Source organism: Arthrobacter sp. BC5 (genome assembly GCF_056680255.1).
This window is the reverse complement of record NZ_CM155273.1, coordinates 54,803-71,460: the sequence shown is the minus strand read 5'-3', so window position 1 is coordinate 71,460 and position 16,658 is coordinate 54,803. Positions and strand designations below refer to the sequence as shown.

General features: G+C 70.7%; 13 protein-coding genes. 5 read left to right on the top strand and 8 right to left on the bottom strand.

All coding sequences use genetic code 11. From position 1 onward, the window contains the following. Positions 1–89: 89 nt before the first annotated feature. Together AC1MFI_RS00255 and AC1MFI_RS00250 are read right to left on the bottom strand one after the other, a co-directional pair. Positions 90–1,829, bottom strand: a complete 1,740-nt coding sequence (locus AC1MFI_RS00255) for a phospho-sugar mutase (RefSeq protein ID WP_479818668.1) — start codon at positions 1,827–1,829, stop codon at positions 90–92. Between the two features lie 84 nt (positions 1,830–1,913). Continuing rightward, a complete protein-coding gene (locus AC1MFI_RS00250; protein ID WP_479818667.1) occupies positions 1,914–2,714 on the bottom strand; it encodes a purine-nucleoside phosphorylase in 801 nt (266 codons plus the stop codon). 122 nt (positions 2,715–2,836) lie between these two features. On the opposite strand from AC1MFI_RS00250, the gene AC1MFI_RS00245 reads away from it, so the two are divergent. The 4 genes from AC1MFI_RS00245 (at position 2,837) to AC1MFI_RS00230 (ending at position 8,311) form a co-directional block, all read left to right on the top strand. Then, the gene (locus tag AC1MFI_RS00245) at positions 2,837–4,237 is read left to right on the top strand and encodes an NAD(P)H-quinone dehydrogenase (RefSeq protein ID WP_479818665.1); all 1,401 of its coding nucleotides are present in this window, start codon (positions 2,837–2,839) and stop codon (positions 4,235–4,237) included. 207 nt (positions 4,238–4,444) lie between these two features. Further along, entirely contained in the window at positions 4,445–5,857 is a 1,413-nt protein-coding gene (locus AC1MFI_RS00240) for an MFS transporter (RefSeq protein ID WP_479818663.1), read from the top strand. 274 nt (positions 5,858–6,131) lie between these two features. Next, positions 6,132–7,631, top strand: a complete 1,500-nt coding sequence (locus AC1MFI_RS00235; protein ID WP_479818662.1) for a serine/threonine-protein kinase — start codon at positions 6,132–6,134, stop codon at positions 7,629–7,631. Continuing rightward, positions 7,631–8,311, top strand: a complete 681-nt coding sequence (locus AC1MFI_RS00230; RefSeq protein ID WP_479818661.1) for a hypothetical protein — start codon at positions 7,631–7,633, stop codon at positions 8,309–8,311. The genes AC1MFI_RS00235 and AC1MFI_RS00230 overlap by 1 nt, the downstream gene beginning before the upstream one ends. 64 nt (positions 8,312–8,375) lie before the next feature. Here the strand turns inward: AC1MFI_RS00230 and AC1MFI_RS00225 are convergent, their stop codons facing one another. The 6 genes from AC1MFI_RS00225 to AC1MFI_RS00200 form a co-directional block, all read right to left on the bottom strand. Continuing rightward, complete coding sequence (locus tag AC1MFI_RS00225; RefSeq protein WP_479818659.1) at positions 8,376–10,211, bottom strand: acetyl/propionyl/methylcrotonyl-CoA carboxylase subunit alpha; 1,836 nt, start codon at positions 10,209–10,211, stop codon at positions 8,376–8,378. Positions 10,212–10,319: 108 nt separating this feature from the next. After that, positions 10,320–10,952, bottom strand: a complete 633-nt coding sequence (locus AC1MFI_RS00220) for a Maf family protein (RefSeq protein ID WP_479818658.1) — start codon at positions 10,950–10,952, stop codon at positions 10,320–10,322. 42 nt (positions 10,953–10,994) lie between these two features. Continuing rightward, entirely contained in the window at positions 10,995–11,540 is a 546-nt protein-coding gene (locus tag AC1MFI_RS00215) for an AMIN-like domain-containing (lipo)protein (RefSeq protein ID WP_479820945.1), read from the bottom strand. A gap of 176 nt (positions 11,541–11,716) precedes the next feature. Further along, positions 11,717–13,132, bottom strand: a complete 1,416-nt coding sequence (locus AC1MFI_RS00210; protein WP_479818656.1) for a dicarboxylate/amino acid:cation symporter — start codon at positions 13,130–13,132, stop codon at positions 11,717–11,719. 183 nt (positions 13,133–13,315) lie between these two features. Next, positions 13,316–15,031 (bottom strand): DUF885 domain-containing protein, encoded by a 1,716-nt coding sequence (locus AC1MFI_RS00205; RefSeq protein ID WP_479818654.1) that lies wholly within the window; start codon positions 15,029–15,031, stop codon positions 13,316–13,318. Between the two features lie 15 nt (positions 15,032–15,046). Next, positions 15,047–15,202, bottom strand: coding sequence for a hypothetical protein (locus tag AC1MFI_RS00200; protein WP_479818653.1), 156 nt, complete (start codon positions 15,200–15,202; stop codon positions 15,047–15,049). Between the two features lie 168 nt (positions 15,203–15,370). Between AC1MFI_RS00200 and AC1MFI_RS00195 the strand changes: the two genes are divergently transcribed. Then, positions 15,371–16,645 carry a serpin family protein gene (locus AC1MFI_RS00195; protein WP_479818651.1) on the top strand — a complete coding sequence of 425 codons (1,275 nt, stop codon included), beginning with the start codon at positions 15,371–15,373 and terminating at the stop codon, positions 16,643–16,645. The last annotated feature ends 13 nt before the right edge of the window (positions 16,646–16,658 follow it).

Sequence of the window (16,658 nt, the reverse complement as noted above, 5' to 3'; positions counted from 1 at the left end):
GTCCATCTTTCCATGTCGCCCGGCGCGGTCCGTCGCGGTGCCCCGACGACCGCCCGGGACGACACGCTCGCGCGTCCCGGGCTGGCGGCTCAGAGGCCGAGCGCCTCGCCCACGTCGTGCCTGACGGCGTCGAGGCGTGCACGGGCGGTGGCTTTGGCGGCGTCGAGCTCGGCGGCGGACCCGACCGGCTCGACGACCTCGAGATAGCACTTGAGCTTCGGCTCCGTGCCGCTCGGCCGGATGATGACGCGCGTCTGGTCCTGCGTCAGGTACAGGAGCCCGTCCGTGGGAGGCAGGCTCGCCGACCCCCGGGCGAGGTCCTCGGCGACGCCGACCGGCGAATCGGCGAACGACGACGGCGGGTTCTCGCGGAGCCTGTTCATCATGGCCCCGAGCAGGCCGAGGCTGCCCACGCGCACCGAGAGCTGGTCCGAGGCGTGCAGGCCGTGCACGAGGAAGGCGTCGTCCAGCAGGTCGAAGAGGGTGCGGCCGGCGGCCTTGGTGGCGGCGGCGAGTTCGGCGAGCAGCAGGCCGGCGGAGATGCCGTCCTTGTCCCGCACGAGCTCCGGTGCCACGCAGTAGCCCAGGGCCTCCTCGTAGCCGAAGGAGAGGTCGTGCACGCGGGCGATCCACTTGAAACCGGTCAGGGTCTGCGCATGGCCGATCCCGGCTACCGCGGCGATCCGCCCGAGCAGGCGGGAGGACACGATGGAGTTGGCGAAGACGTTCCCGCGGTCGGCAGAGCCGCCGGCCTGCGCCGTGAGCCGGGACGCCAGGTGGAGCCCGAGGAGGGTTCCGACCTCGTCGCCGCGGAGCATGCGCCACTCACCGGTGGAGGGCTCGCGGGCGGCCAGCGCCACGCGGTCGGCGTCCGGGTCGTTGGCGATCACCAGGTCGGCGCCCACCTCCACCGCGGTCTCGAGGGCGAGGTCCAGTGCACCGGGTTCCTCCGGATTGGGGAAGGCGACGGTCGGGAAGTCGGGGTCCGGCTCGGCCTGGCGCTCCACCATCGTGACGTCCCCGAACCCGGCCGCCGCGAGGACCGCCTGCGCCGTGCGTCCGCCGACGCCGTGCAGGGGAGTGAGGACGATCCGGAAGTCGCGATCCGTGCCGGCGGGGTCCGCCAGGGCCGCGACCGAGGCGATGTAGTCGGTCGCGATGGACTCCGGCAGGACGGTCCAGCCTCCTGCCGCGAGCTCGACGGCGTCGATCCCCCCGATCGCGTCGATGTGCGCCGCGATGCCGGCGTCGTGCGGTGCCACGATCTGGACGCCGCGGGCGTCCTCCTCCACGGCCCGCCCGCCCAGGTACACCTTGTACCCGTTGTCCTGTGGCGGATTGTGGCTCGCCGTCACCATGATGCCCACCTCGCACTCCAGGGCCCGGATCGCGTAGGCGAGCACAGGCGTCGGCAGTTCGCGCGGCATCAGGAACGTGTCGATCCCGGCGGCGGTGAGGATGGCCGCGGTCTCCTCGGCGAAGATGCGCGAGTTGTGGCGGGCATCGAAGCCGACGACGGCGCGGGGTGCGTACGCCCCGGCGGCGAGGTCCAGGGCGTGCGCGGCGACGCCGGCGGCGGCACGGCGCACCACCACGCGGTTCATCCGGTTGGGGCCGGCGCCAAGGGCGGCACGGAGGCCGGCCGTGCCGAAGGCCAGCGGACCGGAGAAGCGGTCCCTCAGGTCCTGTTCCGCGACGGCCGCGGAGGAGTCATCCGACCGCACGCGTCCGAGGAGCGTACGGAGTTCCTCCGCCGTCTGCGGATCCGGGTCGGCGTCGGCCCAGGCGTCGGCGGAGGCGAGAAGGGTGTCCAGTTCCGAGGTGGTCATGCGAGTTCCTGACGTGGATCGGCGGTGGATGCCCGACGGGCACCGGTCATGCTGGTCGTGCGGCGTGCGGGCGGTGCCCGGGTGCTAGATCGTGGCGACGATGTCGGCCAGCAGGCGCGAGATGCGCGGTCCTGCCGCCTGTCCCGCCTCGAGGACCTCGGCGTGGCTGAGCGGCACCGGGCTGATGCCGGCCGCCAGGTTGGTCACGAGGGAGATGCCGAAAACCTCCATGCCGGCGTGCCGTGCGGCGATGGCTTCGAGCGCGGTGGACATGCCCACGAGGTCCGCGCCGATGCGCCTGGCGTACTGCACTTCGGCGGGCGTCTCGTAGTGCGGTCCGGTGAACTGCGCGTAGACGCCTTCCTCGAGCGAGGGATCCACTTGGCGTGCGAGCTCCCGCAGGCGCGAGGAGTAGAGGTCGGTGAGGTCCACGAAGGTGGCGCCCTCCAGCGGCGACGACGCCGTGAGGTTGATGTGGTCGCTGATGAGGACGGGCGTGCCGGGCTGCCAGTGCTCCTGCAGTCCGCCGCACCCGTTGGTCAGGATCATCGTCGTCGCGCCGGCCGCAGCGGCCGTGCGCACGCCATGGACGACGGCGCGCACGCCCTTGCCCTCGTAGAAGTGCGTGCGGGCGCCCAGGACCAGGGCACGCTTGCCGTTGGGCGTGAGGATGGAGCGGATGGTGCCGGTGTGGCCCACGACGGCGGGTGCGGAGAATCCGGGGATGTCCGCGGCGTCGAGGGTGTGGGTGGTCTCGCCGATCAGCTCGGCTGCCTCGCCCCAGCCGGAGCCGAGGACGAGGGCGGTGTCATGCCGGTCGATTCCGGTAGCGCGGGCGATGTGGCCGGCAGCGTCGCGGGCCAGGTCAAAGGGATCAGAAGTCACCGCTACAACTTACCCTCTGAGCAAACGAGCGGACCACCGGCCAGGGCCGCCATCCCGCTCGGCCCGTCGGCGGGACCCGCTGGGTTTCGGGGGTGTCGGTGGCATGGGCGATAATCGAGGACGTGACCAACCAACTCGATTTCAGTTCATTGCGCCTGGCCATCCTCGGTGGGGGGCCCGGCGGGTATGAAGCGGCGCTGGTCGCGTCCTCGCTCGGCGCCAAGGTGACCGTCGTCGAGCGCCAGGGCCTCGGCGGATCGGCGGTCCTCACGGACGTCGTGCCGTCCAAGACCCTCATCGCGACGGCGGACACCATGACGCGCTTCACCGACGCGAGCGGACTGGGGGTCCACTTCTCCGCGGACAGCAAGGTCTACGCGGACCTGGACAAGGTCAACCAGCGGCTGCTGAAGCTCGCTGTCGAGCAGTCCTCGGACATCCGGGCCACGCTGGAGCGCCTCGGCGTTCGGGTCATCATCGGCACCGGCAAGCTGCTCGACGACCACCGGCTCGAGGTCGAGTCCGACGGCGAGACGAGCATCATCGAGGCCGACGCCGTCCTCCTCGCCGTCGGTTCGACCCCGCGCGAGCTGCCGAGCGCCAAGCCGGACGGCGAACGCATCTTCAACTGGACGCAGCTCTACAACATGCGCCGGATCCCGGAGCACCTGATCGTGGTCGGCTCGGGCGTGACCGGAGCGGAATTCGCCAGCGCCTACAACGGCCTCGGTTCGAAGGTCACCCTGATCTCCAGCCGCGACCGCGTGCTGCCGGGAGAGGATGCGGACGCCGCCGAGGTGCTCGAGGGCGTCTTCAAGGACCGCGGCATGACCGTCCTGTCCAAGTCCCGCGCGGACGCCGTCGACCGCACCGAGGACGGCGTGATCGTCCATCTCTCGGACGGCCGTACGGTCGAGGGCAGCCACTGCCTCGTCGCTGTCGGCGCCGTGCCGAACACCGCGGGCATCGGCCTCGAGGAGGCCGGCGTCGCCGTCAGCGAGTCCGGCCACATCCAGGTGGACGGCGTCTCGCGCACCACGGCGCCCAACGTCTACGCGGCAGGCGACTGCACGGGCGTGTTCGCCCTCGCCTCGGTGGCCGCGATGCAGGGCCGGATCGCGATCGCGCACCTCATGGGCGATTCGGTGAGCCCGATCAAGCTCAAGCAGGTCGCTTCCAACATCTTCACCTCCCCGGAGATCGCGACCGTCGGCGTGACGGAGGAGGACATCGAATCCGGGCGGTACCAGGGCGACGTCGTCAAGCTCTCCCTGCACACCAATGCCCGCGCGAAGATGATGAACGTCAAGGACGGCTTCGTGAAGGTGATCTCCCGCAAGGGGTCCGGCACGGTGATCGGCGGCGTCGTCGTCGGCCCCCGCGCCTCGGAGCTGATCTTCCCCCTCGCGCTCGCCGTCACCAAGAAGCTGCACGTGGACGACGTGGCGAACACCTTCACCGTCTACCCGTCGCTCACGGGTTCCATCTCGGAGGCCGCGCGGCGCCTGCACGTCCACATCTAGGGGGTTGGGGGTCGCAGGCCCGCAACCCCGCCGGTTCCCGCGTGGTTCCCGGTGCCGGCGTAGTTCCCGGTGTCCAGTACGTGGACACGTTTATCCACGTTCTGGACACCGGTGGTCGAATATCAGGGTTCAAGTGAAGCACGGGCGCCGTGCTGCAAGGGCCTCGTGGACCTGCGGCAGCGCCTCGTTCCGAGAAAGCCGCAGCCCATGACCTCCTCCACTTCCGCTGGTGCCAGCGGAACAACCACGCCCCTGAACAGCAGGGGCCGGGTGATCTTCGCCAGCCTCATCGGCACGACGATCGAGTTCTACGACTTCTACATCTACGCCACGGCCGCCGTCCTGGTCTTCCCGGCGCTCTTCTTCCCGAACCAGAGCGATGCGAACCAGCTCCTCAGCTCGTTCGCCGTCTTCGGCGTCGCGTTCGTCGCACGCCCGCTCGGCTCCATCGTGTTCGGGCACTTCGGCGACAAGATCGGGCGCAAGGCGACCCTGGTGGCCTCACTGCTCACCATGGGTATCGCCACCTTCCTCATCGGGCTGCTCCCCGCTGCGACCAACCCGGGGTGGGTCTTCCTGGCACCGCTGCTGCTCGTCGTGCTGCGGTTCCTCCAGGGCCTGGCGCTGGGCGGTGAGTGGAGCGGTGCTGCTCTGCTCGCCACCGAGAACGCTCCCGCGGGCAAGCGCGCCATCTACGGCACGTTCCCGCAGCTCGGGGCGCCGATCGGCTTCATCCTCGCCAACCTGCTGTTCGTGCTCCTCAGCTCCACGCTGAGCCCGGAGGAGTTCCTGTCCTGGGGCTGGCGTGTGCCGTTCCTGCTGAGCGCCGTCATGGTCATCATCGGCCTCTACGTGCGCCTCAAGCTGATCGAGAGCGCGTCCTTCCAGAAGGTCCAGAAGACCGGCAAGGTGGTGAAGGTGCCGCTCGGCACCACGTTCCGCCGCCACTGGCGCGGGCTGATCCTCGGCACGTTCATCATGTTCGCCACCTACGTCCTCTTCTACTTCATGACCGCCTTCACGCTGACGTACGGAACAGCGCCGTCCAGCCTCGAGCAGGCGCGGGCCAAGGCCGAAGCGGCCGGCGGCACGTTCACCGAAGCCCAGGCCGCCGCGTTCGTCCCAGGCCTCGGCATGGCGCGCACCGACTTCCTCTGGATGCTGATCATCGGCGTCGTCTTCTTCGGCATCTTCACCGTCGTCTCCGGACCCCTCGCCGAGCGGTTCGGGCGCCGCAAGATGCTCCTCGGGACGACGGTCGGTATCGCCGTCTTCGGACTCCTCTGGGCGCCCCTCTTCGGGGCCGGCACCGCCGGTGCCATGGCGTTGCTGATCATCGGCTTCATCCTCATGGGCCTGACGTTCGGGCCCATGGCCGCCGTGCTGCCGGAACTGTTCCCGGCGAACGTCCGCTACACGGGCTCGGCCGTGGCGTACAACGTCTCGAGCATGATCGGCGCCGCTCCGGCATCGTTCATCGCCGTCGCACTCTGGCAGGCAGCGGGAGGAAGCACCGTGCTGGTGGGCGCGTACCTGACCGTCGCGGCCGTCCTCACCTTCATCGCGCTCTACATCTCGCGCGAGACCCGTGACCACGACTACGAGAACAACGTCGCCTGATCGTCCTGGAGATCCCGCGCGCTCCAGCGGGCGTAACGACGGCGCCGCACCCACCCGGGTGCGGCGCCGTCCTCGTTCCCGGCCGGTGCCGGGAGCCGGTGCGGCAGGGCCCTCGTTCCCGTGGTCGCCGCTGAGGGCAGGAGGACGCTGCCCCTGCTTAACCCCGATCCCGATGCCGCCCGTACACTGGAAGGAAAGTCGGCTTATCAATCAACGGGTGCGTGGTGAACTCGCGCGCCCGGTGCCGGACCACGGGGTAGCGGAAGCGGGTGACATGGAGAAGCAGGCGCTGGCCGGGCGATACGCACTGGGGGAGCGGGTCGGTACCGGCGGCATGGCCGAGGTCTTCATGGCCCGGGACACGCGCCTTCAGCGCGACGTCGCCGTCAAGCTCTTCCGGTCCGGGATGGCGGACGGGCTCGAGCGGGGATCCGCCGAGGCGCGGCTGCTCGCCGGACTCGATCACCCCGGACTGGTCCGCGTGCTGGACATGGACAACGGCGAGCACTCCGGCGAGAACCCCTACCTGGTCATGGAACTGGTGCGGGGCCCGGACCTCGGCGTCCTGCTGCGCACCGCGGGACCGCTCGGTCCCGAGGAGGTCCGGCTCATGGCGCTGGACCTCGCACGGACACTGCAGTACATCCACGAACGCGGCATCGTGCACCGCGACATCAAGCCCTCCAACATCCTCACGCGCGAGGCCGATCCGCACAGCGGCTTCTTCCGCTACCTCCTCACGGACTTCGGGATAGCCCGGTTCTTCGACGGCGGCCGGATGACGGCGACCGGCCAGGTCATCGGCAGTGCCGCCTACTTCAGCCCGGAGCAGGCGCGGGGTGACGCCGTGGGCCGGCCCTCGGACGTCTATTCGCTGGGCCTCGTCCTGATCGAGGCCCTGACGGGGGAGCGCGCGTTCCCGGGCACGGGGGTCGAGAGTGCGCTGGCACGCCTGAGCCGGAGCCCCTCCGTCCCGCATGCTGCAGGCCCCGCGCTGTCCGCGCTCATGGTCGCGATGACCCTCGACGGGCCGGAGGACCGGCCGGAGGCCGCCCGGGTGGTCCGGGAGCTGATCGCCATGGGTGTGCAGCGGCACGGGGAGGTTCCGGCGACGACGGCGCTACCCGTGCACGTGCCCCCGACCGCGGCCCTGGCCGTTCCGGACCGTGACCGAGCCGTCGACGAGGGAACGCAGGCGCACGACGCCGGGGCCGGCGCATCGCGCGCGGCGCAGGCAGACGCCGGCGAAGCGGACACATCGCGCCTCACGCAGGCCGTCTCCGCGACCCGGGCCACAGCCGGTCCGGGGCGCGGCACCGATAGGTACCCGTCGTCGGTCGCTGAGGAGTCGGGTCCGACCTCCGCAACCGCCGTCGGGCCGGGTCCTGCCGCGCCTGCCTCTCGCCCGGTGTCCCCGCCCGCATCGCGTGTCTCCGTGACGCGTGAGAGCGACGGTGCGGGCCCCTCGACGGTGGCCCTGCCGGAGCACGGCGAGCGGTCATCGCCGGTGACGCCGAGCCGTTCGGGGCAGGGCGTGCAGCACGCGCGCGGGACGGCAGGCGAGGAACGGCCGAGCAGGCGATCCCCGCGCGGGAGCCGTGGGCGCGCCGTTCCGTGGCTCGTCGCGCTGCTCGCCGTCGCCGTGCTGGCTGCCGGCCTCTGGGCCTTCGCGACCCTGGTGCCCGGGGACCCGGCGCCCGGTATCGAACCTCTGCCGGCCGTCCCGGGCGAACCCGGCGAGAGACTTCAGGAACTCTACGAAAGCGTGCAGTGATGACCATCGCACCCCCACGAAGGATCCGGCTCGGAGTGCCCCTCCTGGTCGGCGCGGCCCTGCTGCTGGCCGGCTGCGGCAGCGATCCCATCGACGCCGCGACGGCGGGCGACTTCCAGGCCGAGGTGCGCACGATCGCCTCCCGTGCTGCTGCGCGTGACTCCGCGGGAGCGATCGTCCTCGCGCAGCGCCTCAGGGGTGAGGTCGAGAGTGCAGCCACTGCCGGCTCGGTCACCGAGGAGCGGGCAGCGCTGATCGGAGCGCGGATCGATGCGGTGATCGCGTCGCTCGAAGCCGGGCAGGTTCCCGCCGACGTCGTGCCGTCCGAGATCGTTCCCTCCGAGGAAGCGCCCGCGCCTGTCGAGGAGAGCGTGGACCAGGCGCCGCAGCCCGTACCCGCCGAGACCTCCCCGGTGCCGGTGAAGCCTGCCCCGGCACCGGCCGACGAGGATCCCGCGGATGACGGCGGGGAGACCGGTGACGATGCCGCACCGGAGGACGCGGGCGACACGGCGCCGGAGGACGCCGGCGGGGAAGGCTCCCGGCCCGGCGGCAGCGGCGATAAGGCAGCGGAGAAGGCAGCCGAGCAGCAGCGCAAGGCCGAAGAGAAAGCTCGCGAGGCGGCCGAGAAGGCCGCAGAGGACGCACGTGACAAGGGCAAGGGCAACGGCGGAGGCTGATCCGCGCCCGAACCCCACCCCCGCCCGTCGTCCCCGCTGACCGGCCAGTCGCGGGGGAACCTCGCTAGTCGCGGATGGTGGCGATGACGGAACCGGCGGAGACGGTGTCCCCGGCGGCAGCAGCGAGACCCGTCACGGTCCCTGACTTGTGCGCCGTGAGCGGCTGCTCCATCTTCATGGCCTCGAGCACCACGATCAGATCGCCCTCGGCGACCACGTCGCCGTCGGACGCGGCGACCTTGACGATCGTGCCCTGCATCGGTGAGGTCAGTTCGTCGCCGCTCACGGCCGCCTTGCCCGCCCGGGCCCGCGAGGACTTCTTGGTCTTGGCCGGAGCGCTCGTCTTGCCGTTCGACGTCGCACCGAGTCCGGCGGGCAGCACCACCTCGAGGCGGCGCCCGCCGACCTCGACCGTGACGCGCTGCCGCGAGTCCTCGTCGGTGGAAGGATCGGCCGCACCGGTCCAGGGGGCGATGGTGTTGTCGAACTCGGTCTCGATCCAGCGCGTGTGGACCGAGAAGGGGCCCTCGGCGGGAGCGAAGGCGGGATCGGCGACGACGGCGGCATGGAAGGGGAGCACGGTGGGCATGCCCTCGATGACCATCTCGCCGAGTGCACGGCGCGCACGCTGGAGGGCGTGCTCGCGGCTCGCCCCGCTGATGATCAGCTTGGCGAGCATGGAGTCGAAGTTGCCGCCGATGACCTCGCCGGCCTCGACGCCGGAGTCGACGCGCACGCCCGGGCCGGTAGGGAGCTTGAGGGTCCGCACGGTGCCGGGTGCCGGCATGAAGCCGCGACCGGCGTCCTCGCCGTTGATGCGGAACTCGAAGGAGTGGCCGCGGACCTCGGGGTCGCCGTAGCCGAGTTCCTCCCCGCGGGCGATACGGAACTGCTCGCGGACGAGGTCCAGCCCGGTGACCTCCTCCGAGACGGGGTGCTCGACCTGCAGCCGCGTGTTCACCTCGAGGAACGAGATGGTGCCGTCCTGGCCGACGAGGAACTCGCACGTGCCGGCACCCTGGTAGTCGGCCTCGCGCAGCATGGCCTTGGACGCTTCGTAGAGCCGGGCGTTCTGGTCGTCCGAGAGGAAGGGCGCCGGGGCCTCCTCGACGAGCTTCTGGTTCCGTCGCTGCAGGGAGCAGTCACGGGTCGAGACGACGACGACGTTCCCGTGGCTGTCGGCGAGGCACTGCGTCTCCACATGGCGCGGTGCGTCGAGGAACCGCTCCACGAAGCACTCGCCGCGGCCGAACGCCGCCGTGGCCTCGCGGACCGCCGAGTCGAACAGCTCGGGGATCTCCTCATGGCTGCGGACGACCTTGATGCCGCGTCCGCCGCCACCGAAGGCGGCCTTGATGGCGATGGGAAGCCCGAACTCCTGGGCGAAGTCGATCACTTCCTGGACGGACTCCACGGGGTCCCGGGTGCCGGGAACGAGGGGCGCACCGACGCGCTCGGCGATGTGGCGTGCCTGGACCTTGTCGCCCAACTGCGAGATGGAGGAGGGAGAGGGGCCGATCCACGTGATCCCGGCGTCGATGACCCGCTGGGCGAAGTCGGCGTTCTCGGAGAGGAACCCGTACCCGGGGTGGATGGCGTCGGCGCCGCTGCGCCGGGCTGCTTCGAGGATGCGGTCCATGAGCAGGTAGGACTCGGCGGCCGTCTCCCCGCCGAGCGCGAAGGCCTCGTCCGCCATGCGGACGTGGAGTGCATCGCGGTCGGGATCGGCGTACACGGCGACCGAGGCGATTCCTTCGTCGCGCGCGGCACGGATGACCCGGACGGCGATCTCCCCGCGGTTCGCCACCAGGACCTTCGTCACCCGGTGCTGCCGCCCGGTGTCGTTGCTCGCGCTGCTGGCATCAGGGGACTCGGACGGGACGAGGGGGGACTGGCTCATGGTGCGTTGGACTCCTTCTTCTCAGTTCGGAGCCTAGCCCGGTTTTGTGGCTTCCGCCCATGGATCGTGCTGAAGGGGAGTGTTGTGCGGGGATCCTTTGTAGGGAACCTACAACGCCGCGGTGTGTGACCACAGGTCGGTGACGGAGACCCCGGCCGCCTGCAGGAGGGCGCGCAGGGTGGAGATGCTGAGCCCGACGACGGCGTGCGGGTCTCCGTCCACGCGGTCGATGAAGGCCCCGCCGAGCCCGTCGATGGTGAAGGACCCCGCGCACTGCAGGGGTTCGCCGCTGGCGACGTACGCCGTCACGTCGGCGTCGGACATGGCGCCGAAGTGCACGGTCGCGGAGGACACCGCGCCGATCGTGGCACCCGATCCGCCGTCGCGCGTGTCCACGAGCCAGTGGCCCGTGTGCAGCACGCCGGAGCGGCCGCGCATCCGGCTGATCCGCTCGATCGCCACCGCGGGCTCGTAGGGCTTTCCGTGTGCTTCGCCGTCGAACTCGAAGACGGAGTCGCACCCGATCACGAGCGCGTCGTCGGCGTCGTCGAGCCCGGCGACGGCCTCGGCCTTGGCGCGTGCGAGCAGGAGGGCAGTGTCGTGGGGGTCGAGCTCGCCGTACGCAGCGACGACGGCGGGCTCGTCCACGTCCGACACCAGGACCGAATGGCGGATGCCCGCCTCGGTGAGGAGTTTGGTGCGGGCAGGGGATTTCGAGGCGAGGATCAGGCGGGCCGTCATGACTCCAAGCCTAGATGCACCGTGGCGGTGCGCCGTCCGATCTCACTGAAGGTGCGCGACGTCGATCACCACCCTCGAGCCGGCACCGGGACCGGGCACCACGAAGACGCGGACCGGAAGCCGCGCCCGAACGCCGAGCCCGAAGCTCGTCTGCCCCTCGTAGCTCCCGGCCAGGGCGACCTGGCGGAACGTCGAGTAGCCCGTGACATCCACGAGTTCGCTGCGGTTGGCGGGGCAGTAGGTCGCCCGGCCGGCGTCGTCGTAGGCGGGAGCGAGGACCGTCACGGAGAGGCGCGCGCCGCCGCGCAGGGGAACGGTGGCGCCCGATCCCGGGCTCGCGACCTCGTCCACGTAGGCCACGCGGTACCCGGCAACAGGACCACGGGCGTCGACGACGAGGCGATCGAAGCACTCGTGCCGCCTCGAGCGGACGTCGGTGATGGACGCGGAGGAGTAGGTGGGCGCGGCCTTCACGGTCGAGCCCCACATGATGCCGCAGTATGCGGCCGATGCCGGTGGTCCCCCTGCCAGGCCGAGGCCTGCGGTGAGGGCGAGGGCGGCGAATGTGGCGGAGAGTCTCCCCGTCATGCGCGATGTCTTCATGGCGCACCACCTTGTCGTGCTGGATAGGTGCTTCGATACTGCTCCCGCGCACAAGGAAAAGCGCTGCCGTTCTGCTGAACGGCGCCGAATCGTTAGCCGGACATGCAGGACGGCCCGCCCCGGAGGTGCCGGGGCGGGCCGTGGAACAGTGCGTCAGGTGCTCAGCGGGTGACGGAGGCCGAGATGCCGTCGTTCGCGGCGCTGGTGTCCAGCGCGCCGTCGAGGTCGCCGTCGTCGACGAACGGATCGCCGGTCCGCTGGGCGTTGTAGAGACCGAGGTCCAGCAGGCCTTCGCGCCGGGCGACGATCGTGGGCACGAGTGCCTGGCCGGCCACGTTCACCGCGGTGCGGCCCATGTCCAGGATCGGGTCCACGGCCAGGAGCAGCCCGACACCGGCCAGGGGCAGGCCCAGCGTGGAGAGCGTGAGCGTCAGCATGACGACGGCGCCGGTGGTTCCGGCGGTCGCCGCGGAGCCCAGCACGGAGACCAGGGCGATCAGCAGGTACTGCGTCAGCGTCAGGTCGATGCCGAAGAACTGGGCCACGAAGATCGCCGCGATCGCCGGGTAGATGGCCGCGCAACCGTCCATCTTCGTCGTGGCGCCGAGCGGCACCGCGAAGGAGGCGTATCCGCGGGGAACGCCGAGGTTCCGTTCGGTGACGCGCTGCGTGAGCGGCAGGGTGCCCACCGACGAGCGCGAGACGAACGCCAGCTGGATGGCCGGCCAGGCGCCCGAGAAGTACTGCCGGACGGACAGTCCGTGCGCCTTGATCAGCACGGGATACACGGCGAAGAGCACGAGTGCGAGGCCCACATAGATGGCCAGGGTGAACTTGCCGAGCGAACCGATGGTGTCCCAGCCGTAGACGGCGACGGCGTTGCCGATGAGGCCGACCGTGCCGAGCGGGGCGATCCGGATGATCCACCACAGGACCTTCTGGATGACGGCGAGGGCCGAGGCGTTGAAGGTGAGGAACGGCTCGGCCTGCCTGCCGACCTTGAGGGCGGCGATGCCGACGGCCACGGCGACGACGAGCACCTGCAGCACGTTGAAGTTCAGGGCCGTGGTGACCGCGCCGTCCTCGGCGACGGCGGACGATGCCTGGAGGCCCAGGAAGTTGGCGGGGACGAGACCGGTCAGGAAGGCCCACCAGCTGCCGGTGCTCCCGGTGTACTCCGCCGGCTGCGTCGCATCGGTGCCCGCGCCGGGCTGGAACACGACGCCGAGACCGATGCCGATCACCACGGAGATCAGTGCGGTGATAGCGAACCACAGCAGCGTCTGGCCGGCGAGCCGCGCGGCATTGGTGACGGCACGGAGGTTGGCGATCGAGCTGACGACCGCGGTGAAGATCAGGGGCACGACGGCGGCGCGCAGCAGGGCGACGTAGCTCGAGCCGAGGGTGGCGAGCGTGGTCCCGAGGCCGTTCGGGGTCTCCTTGGTATGGCCCGTGTACTTGGCGAGGAGGCCGAGCGCGAGCCCGACGACGAGGGCTGCGATGATCTGCGGACCGAAGGAGGTTGCCCAGCGGGGCAGCCTGCGCCGGGAGGGCGGGGAGCTGAGTTCAGTAGACACGAGCGAAACACTAGGGGCGCTTTATACCCAAGCGAAGCGGGAGTTGCGAAATGTTACGCAGCCGCCCGCCGCCGTCGTGGGCGGTTTCCAGCTCGTGCCGCGCGGATCCGGCGATGCCAGGGCGGGCGGGGGATATTCCCCGCCCGCCTGTGACGAACGTCTACGTGAGGAGGAGCAGCTGCATCAGGGCACCAGGGCCCGTCGCAGCGTGTCGAGGCCCACGGAACCGAGGTTGAGGGCGCGGGTGTGGAAGGCGCGCAGGTCGAAGGAATCGCCCTCCGCGGCCCGGACCTCGTCGCGAACCTGCTCCCACAGGCGCTGGCCGATCTTGTACGACGGCGCCTGGCCCGGCCAGCCGAGGTAGCGCGTGTACTCGAAGTTGAGCTGGCCCTCGCTGATGGCGATGTTGCTCTTCAGGAAGTCGTAGCCCTTGTCCGGCGTCCAGGTGCCCTCGCCCCAGCGCTCGGGGACCTCCAGTTCGAGGTGCACCCCGATGTCGAAGACCACGCGGGCCGCCCGCATGCGCTGCGCGTCGAGCATCCCGAGGCGGTCGCCCGGATCGGAGAGGAAGCCCAGTTCCTGCATGAGCCGCTCGGAGTAGAGCGCCCAGCCCTCGCCCTGCCCGGACACCCAGATGGCGTTGCGGCGCCAGGGGTTCAGGAGACCGCGCTGGTAGGTCGCGGTGGCGATCTGCAGGTGGTGGCCCGGAATGCCCTCGTGGTAGACGGTGGTGGTCTCCTTCCAGGTGGTGAAGGAGTCCTCGCCCTCCGGCACGGACCACCACATGCGGCCCGGGCGGGAGAAGTCGTCGCTGGGGCCCGTGTAGTAGATGCCGCCCTCGTTGGTCGGGGCGATCCTGCACTCGAGGCGGCGCATCACGTCCGGGACGTCGAAGTGCACGCCGGCCAGGGCGTCGACGGCCCGGTCCGAGAGGTCCTGCATCCACGCCTGCAGTGCGTCGGTGCCCTGCAGCTGGCGCGCAGGATCCTCGTCGAGGATCCGCATGGCCTCCTCGATCGAAGCGCCCTCGCGGATCTCGTTCGCCACGGCCTCCTGCTCGGCGATGACGCGGTCGAGCTCCTCGACGCCCCACTGGTACGTCTCCTCGAGGTCGACGGCGGAGCCCAGGAACACGCGTGACATCAGGGCGTACTGTTCCCGGCCCACGGCATCCTTCTCGGGTGCGGTGGGGAGGAGGTCCTCCTGCAGGAAGGCGGCCAGGGCGCGGTAGGCCGTACGGGCGGCCTCGGCACCGGACCGTAGCTGCTCCTGCAGCGATCCGGGCAGGTCGCCCTCGTCGGACGTGGCGGTGCCGCCGAGCGCGTCGAAGAACCCGCCGTCCTCGGCGTACTTCGTGGACTGCTCGATCACGATGGATACCTGCCGCCGGGCGGCGACGAGGCCGCGCTCACGGCCGGCCCGGAGCGACGAGATGTACCCGTCGATGGCGCCGGGCACGTTGGCCATACGCCCCGCGATGTGGCTCCAGTCCTCCGCCGTGGCGGTGGGCATGAGGTCGAAGATCGCGCGGATGCTCTGAGCGGGGCAGGCGATGTTGTTCAGGTTGGAGTAGTCGAACCCGGCGTCGTGGATCTCGAGGTCGAGTCCGAGCCGCTCGCGCATCGCGTCGAGGGTGACGGCGTCGACGTCGTCGGAGGGCTGGAGGTCGTCGAGGAGGCGCAGGGTGTTGCGCGCGGCCTCGGCGAGGGCTTCGAGGCCGGCCGGGGAGTAGTCCTGGTACTCGGTCTCGTGACCGGGCAGGCCCAGCTCGGTGGCGAAGTTGGGCATCAGTTCGAGCAGGGTCTCGTAGTACGAGGTGGCGACGGCGTCGATGGCGGTGGACCGCCGTGCGGGCTGCTCGCTGGGGGACGGGGCGGAAGCTGGAGTGTCGTGGGTCACGCCCCGAGCCTATCCTCAGACGGTTGCCGGAGGCCATCGAGTGCTCGACGCCGGCAGCAGTACCGGCCGGCAGGCCTGCCGTTCCTGGAAGAGGTCCCGCAATTCGGCGGCGGCGTCGGCCATGGCGGCATCGAGGCGTGCTTTCGCCACCGACATTCCGGGGCGGTCCATGCGCGTCACCGGCCTTTCGACGAGGCCCGGTGGAAGACCTCCGAGCACCACCCACGCTGCAGGCGTCGGGCGCCGTCGTCAGGCTGCCGTGACCGGATCGTGTCCCTGGCGCCCATGGCCCCCACGGTATGCGCACCTACCGTGGGGGAAACACACGAGGGGGAGCGGATGGAACATCAGCGCGAGCAGGAACGGTCCGCCGGACGGATCAGCAGGACGGCGACCACCACGACGGCGGCCCTGGTGCTGCAGACCGCCCGCGCCGCATCGACCCCCGAGCAGCAGCCGGCGCCCCTGGACCGGGTCGTCATCGAGGAGGGCGCCTTCCCCGAGGCGGAAGACGCCCTGCTGCGGTCCTCCTTCCGCCTCGGAGCTGCGATGAACGCCGATCCCGACGCGAACCAGGTCACCAGCCCGATCAGCGCGCTCTACGCCCTGTCCATGCTGCGGGCCGGAGCCGGGACGACGACGGCCGCGGAGATGGACGCCGCGCTCGGGCTGCCGGCCGAGCACCACGAGGCGATGAACGCGCTCCTCGCACGCGTGGAGGGCTTCGACGGCGATCCCGGAGGCGTCGACGAGGAGAATCCGCCCGAGAGGCCGCTGGTGCACCTCGCGAATGCAGTCCTCGTCCCCGAGGACGGAGCGACCGGCGAACGTTTCCTCGCCACCCTCGCGCGCAACTACGGGGCGGGCGTCTATCCCGTCGACTTCGCGGACCCGGCGACGACGGCGCGCATCGACGACTGGGTGTCGAGGGAGACGGGCGGACGGATCGGGAAGGCCCCGCTCGAGGTCGGTGCGGGCACCACCCTGTCCCTGCTCAACACCGTCTACTTCGCGGCGGCCTGGGACGAGCCCTTCGATCCTTCCGGCACCTTCGACCAGGAGTTCCTGCTCGCCGATGGCCGTGGCGTCGACGTCCCGATGATGCACGGAACCCGGACGGTGCGGTACATCGAGGCGGACGGCTGGAGGGGAATCGATCTGCCCTATGGTGAAGGCTTCTCCCTGCGGCTCCTCCTGCCCGCGGCGGGATCACCGCCGCAGTGGACCGCGCAGGAGCTGCTGGAGACGGCCGAGCTGCTCGATGCAGCCGAGGACGTCCGGGTGGACGTGGCGCTGCCCACGTGGGACCACGAGTTCGGGCAGGACCTCCTGGGCCCGTTGGCTGCCGTCGGACTGCGCGAGGCCTTCGGGCCCGACGCCGACTTCCGCGCCATACAGCCGGGCACCTTCGTCGGCGGCGCCGCCCAGGTGGCCGGCATCACGGTCGCCGAGAAGGGGACGATCGCCGCCGCGGTGACGCAGGTCGTGATGATGACGAGTGCTCCGATGCCGCCCGAGGTGAGCATCTCCTTCGACCGGCCGTTCGGCTACCAGATCATCCACGAGGACACGGGGCTGCCGCTGTTCATGGGAACGGTCGCCGATCCGCGCTAGCGGGTTCCCTCAG

Coding starts and splice junctions, on each gene's coding strand:
- AC1MFI_RS00235 (WP_479818662.1), top strand. CDS start 6,132: ATGGAGAAGCAGGCGCTGGCCGGGCGATACGCACTGGGGGAGCGGGTC.
- AC1MFI_RS00200 (WP_479818653.1), bottom strand. CDS start 15,202: ATGGACCGCCCCGGAATGTCGGTGGCGAAAGCACGCCTCGATGCCGCC.
- AC1MFI_RS00230 (WP_479818661.1), top strand. CDS start 7,631: ATGACCATCGCACCCCCACGAAGGATCCGGCTCGGAGTGCCCCTCCTG.
- AC1MFI_RS00195 (WP_479818651.1), top strand. CDS start 15,371: ATGGAACATCAGCGCGAGCAGGAACGGTCCGCCGGACGGATCAGCAGG.
- AC1MFI_RS00240 (WP_479818663.1), top strand. CDS start 4,445: ATGACCTCCTCCACTTCCGCTGGTGCCAGCGGAACAACCACGCCCCTG.
- AC1MFI_RS00225 (WP_479818659.1), bottom strand. CDS start 10,211: ATGAGCCAGTCCCCCCTCGTCCCGTCCGAGTCCCCTGATGCCAGCAGC.
- AC1MFI_RS00255 (WP_479818668.1), bottom strand. CDS start 1,829: ATGACCACCTCGGAACTGGACACCCTTCTCGCCTCCGCCGACGCCTGG.
- AC1MFI_RS00220 (WP_479818658.1), bottom strand. CDS start 10,952: ATGACGGCCCGCCTGATCCTCGCCTCGAAATCCCCTGCCCGCACCAAA.
- AC1MFI_RS00215 (WP_479820945.1), bottom strand. CDS start 11,540: ATGACGGGGAGACTCTCCGCCACATTCGCCGCCCTCGCCCTCACCGCA.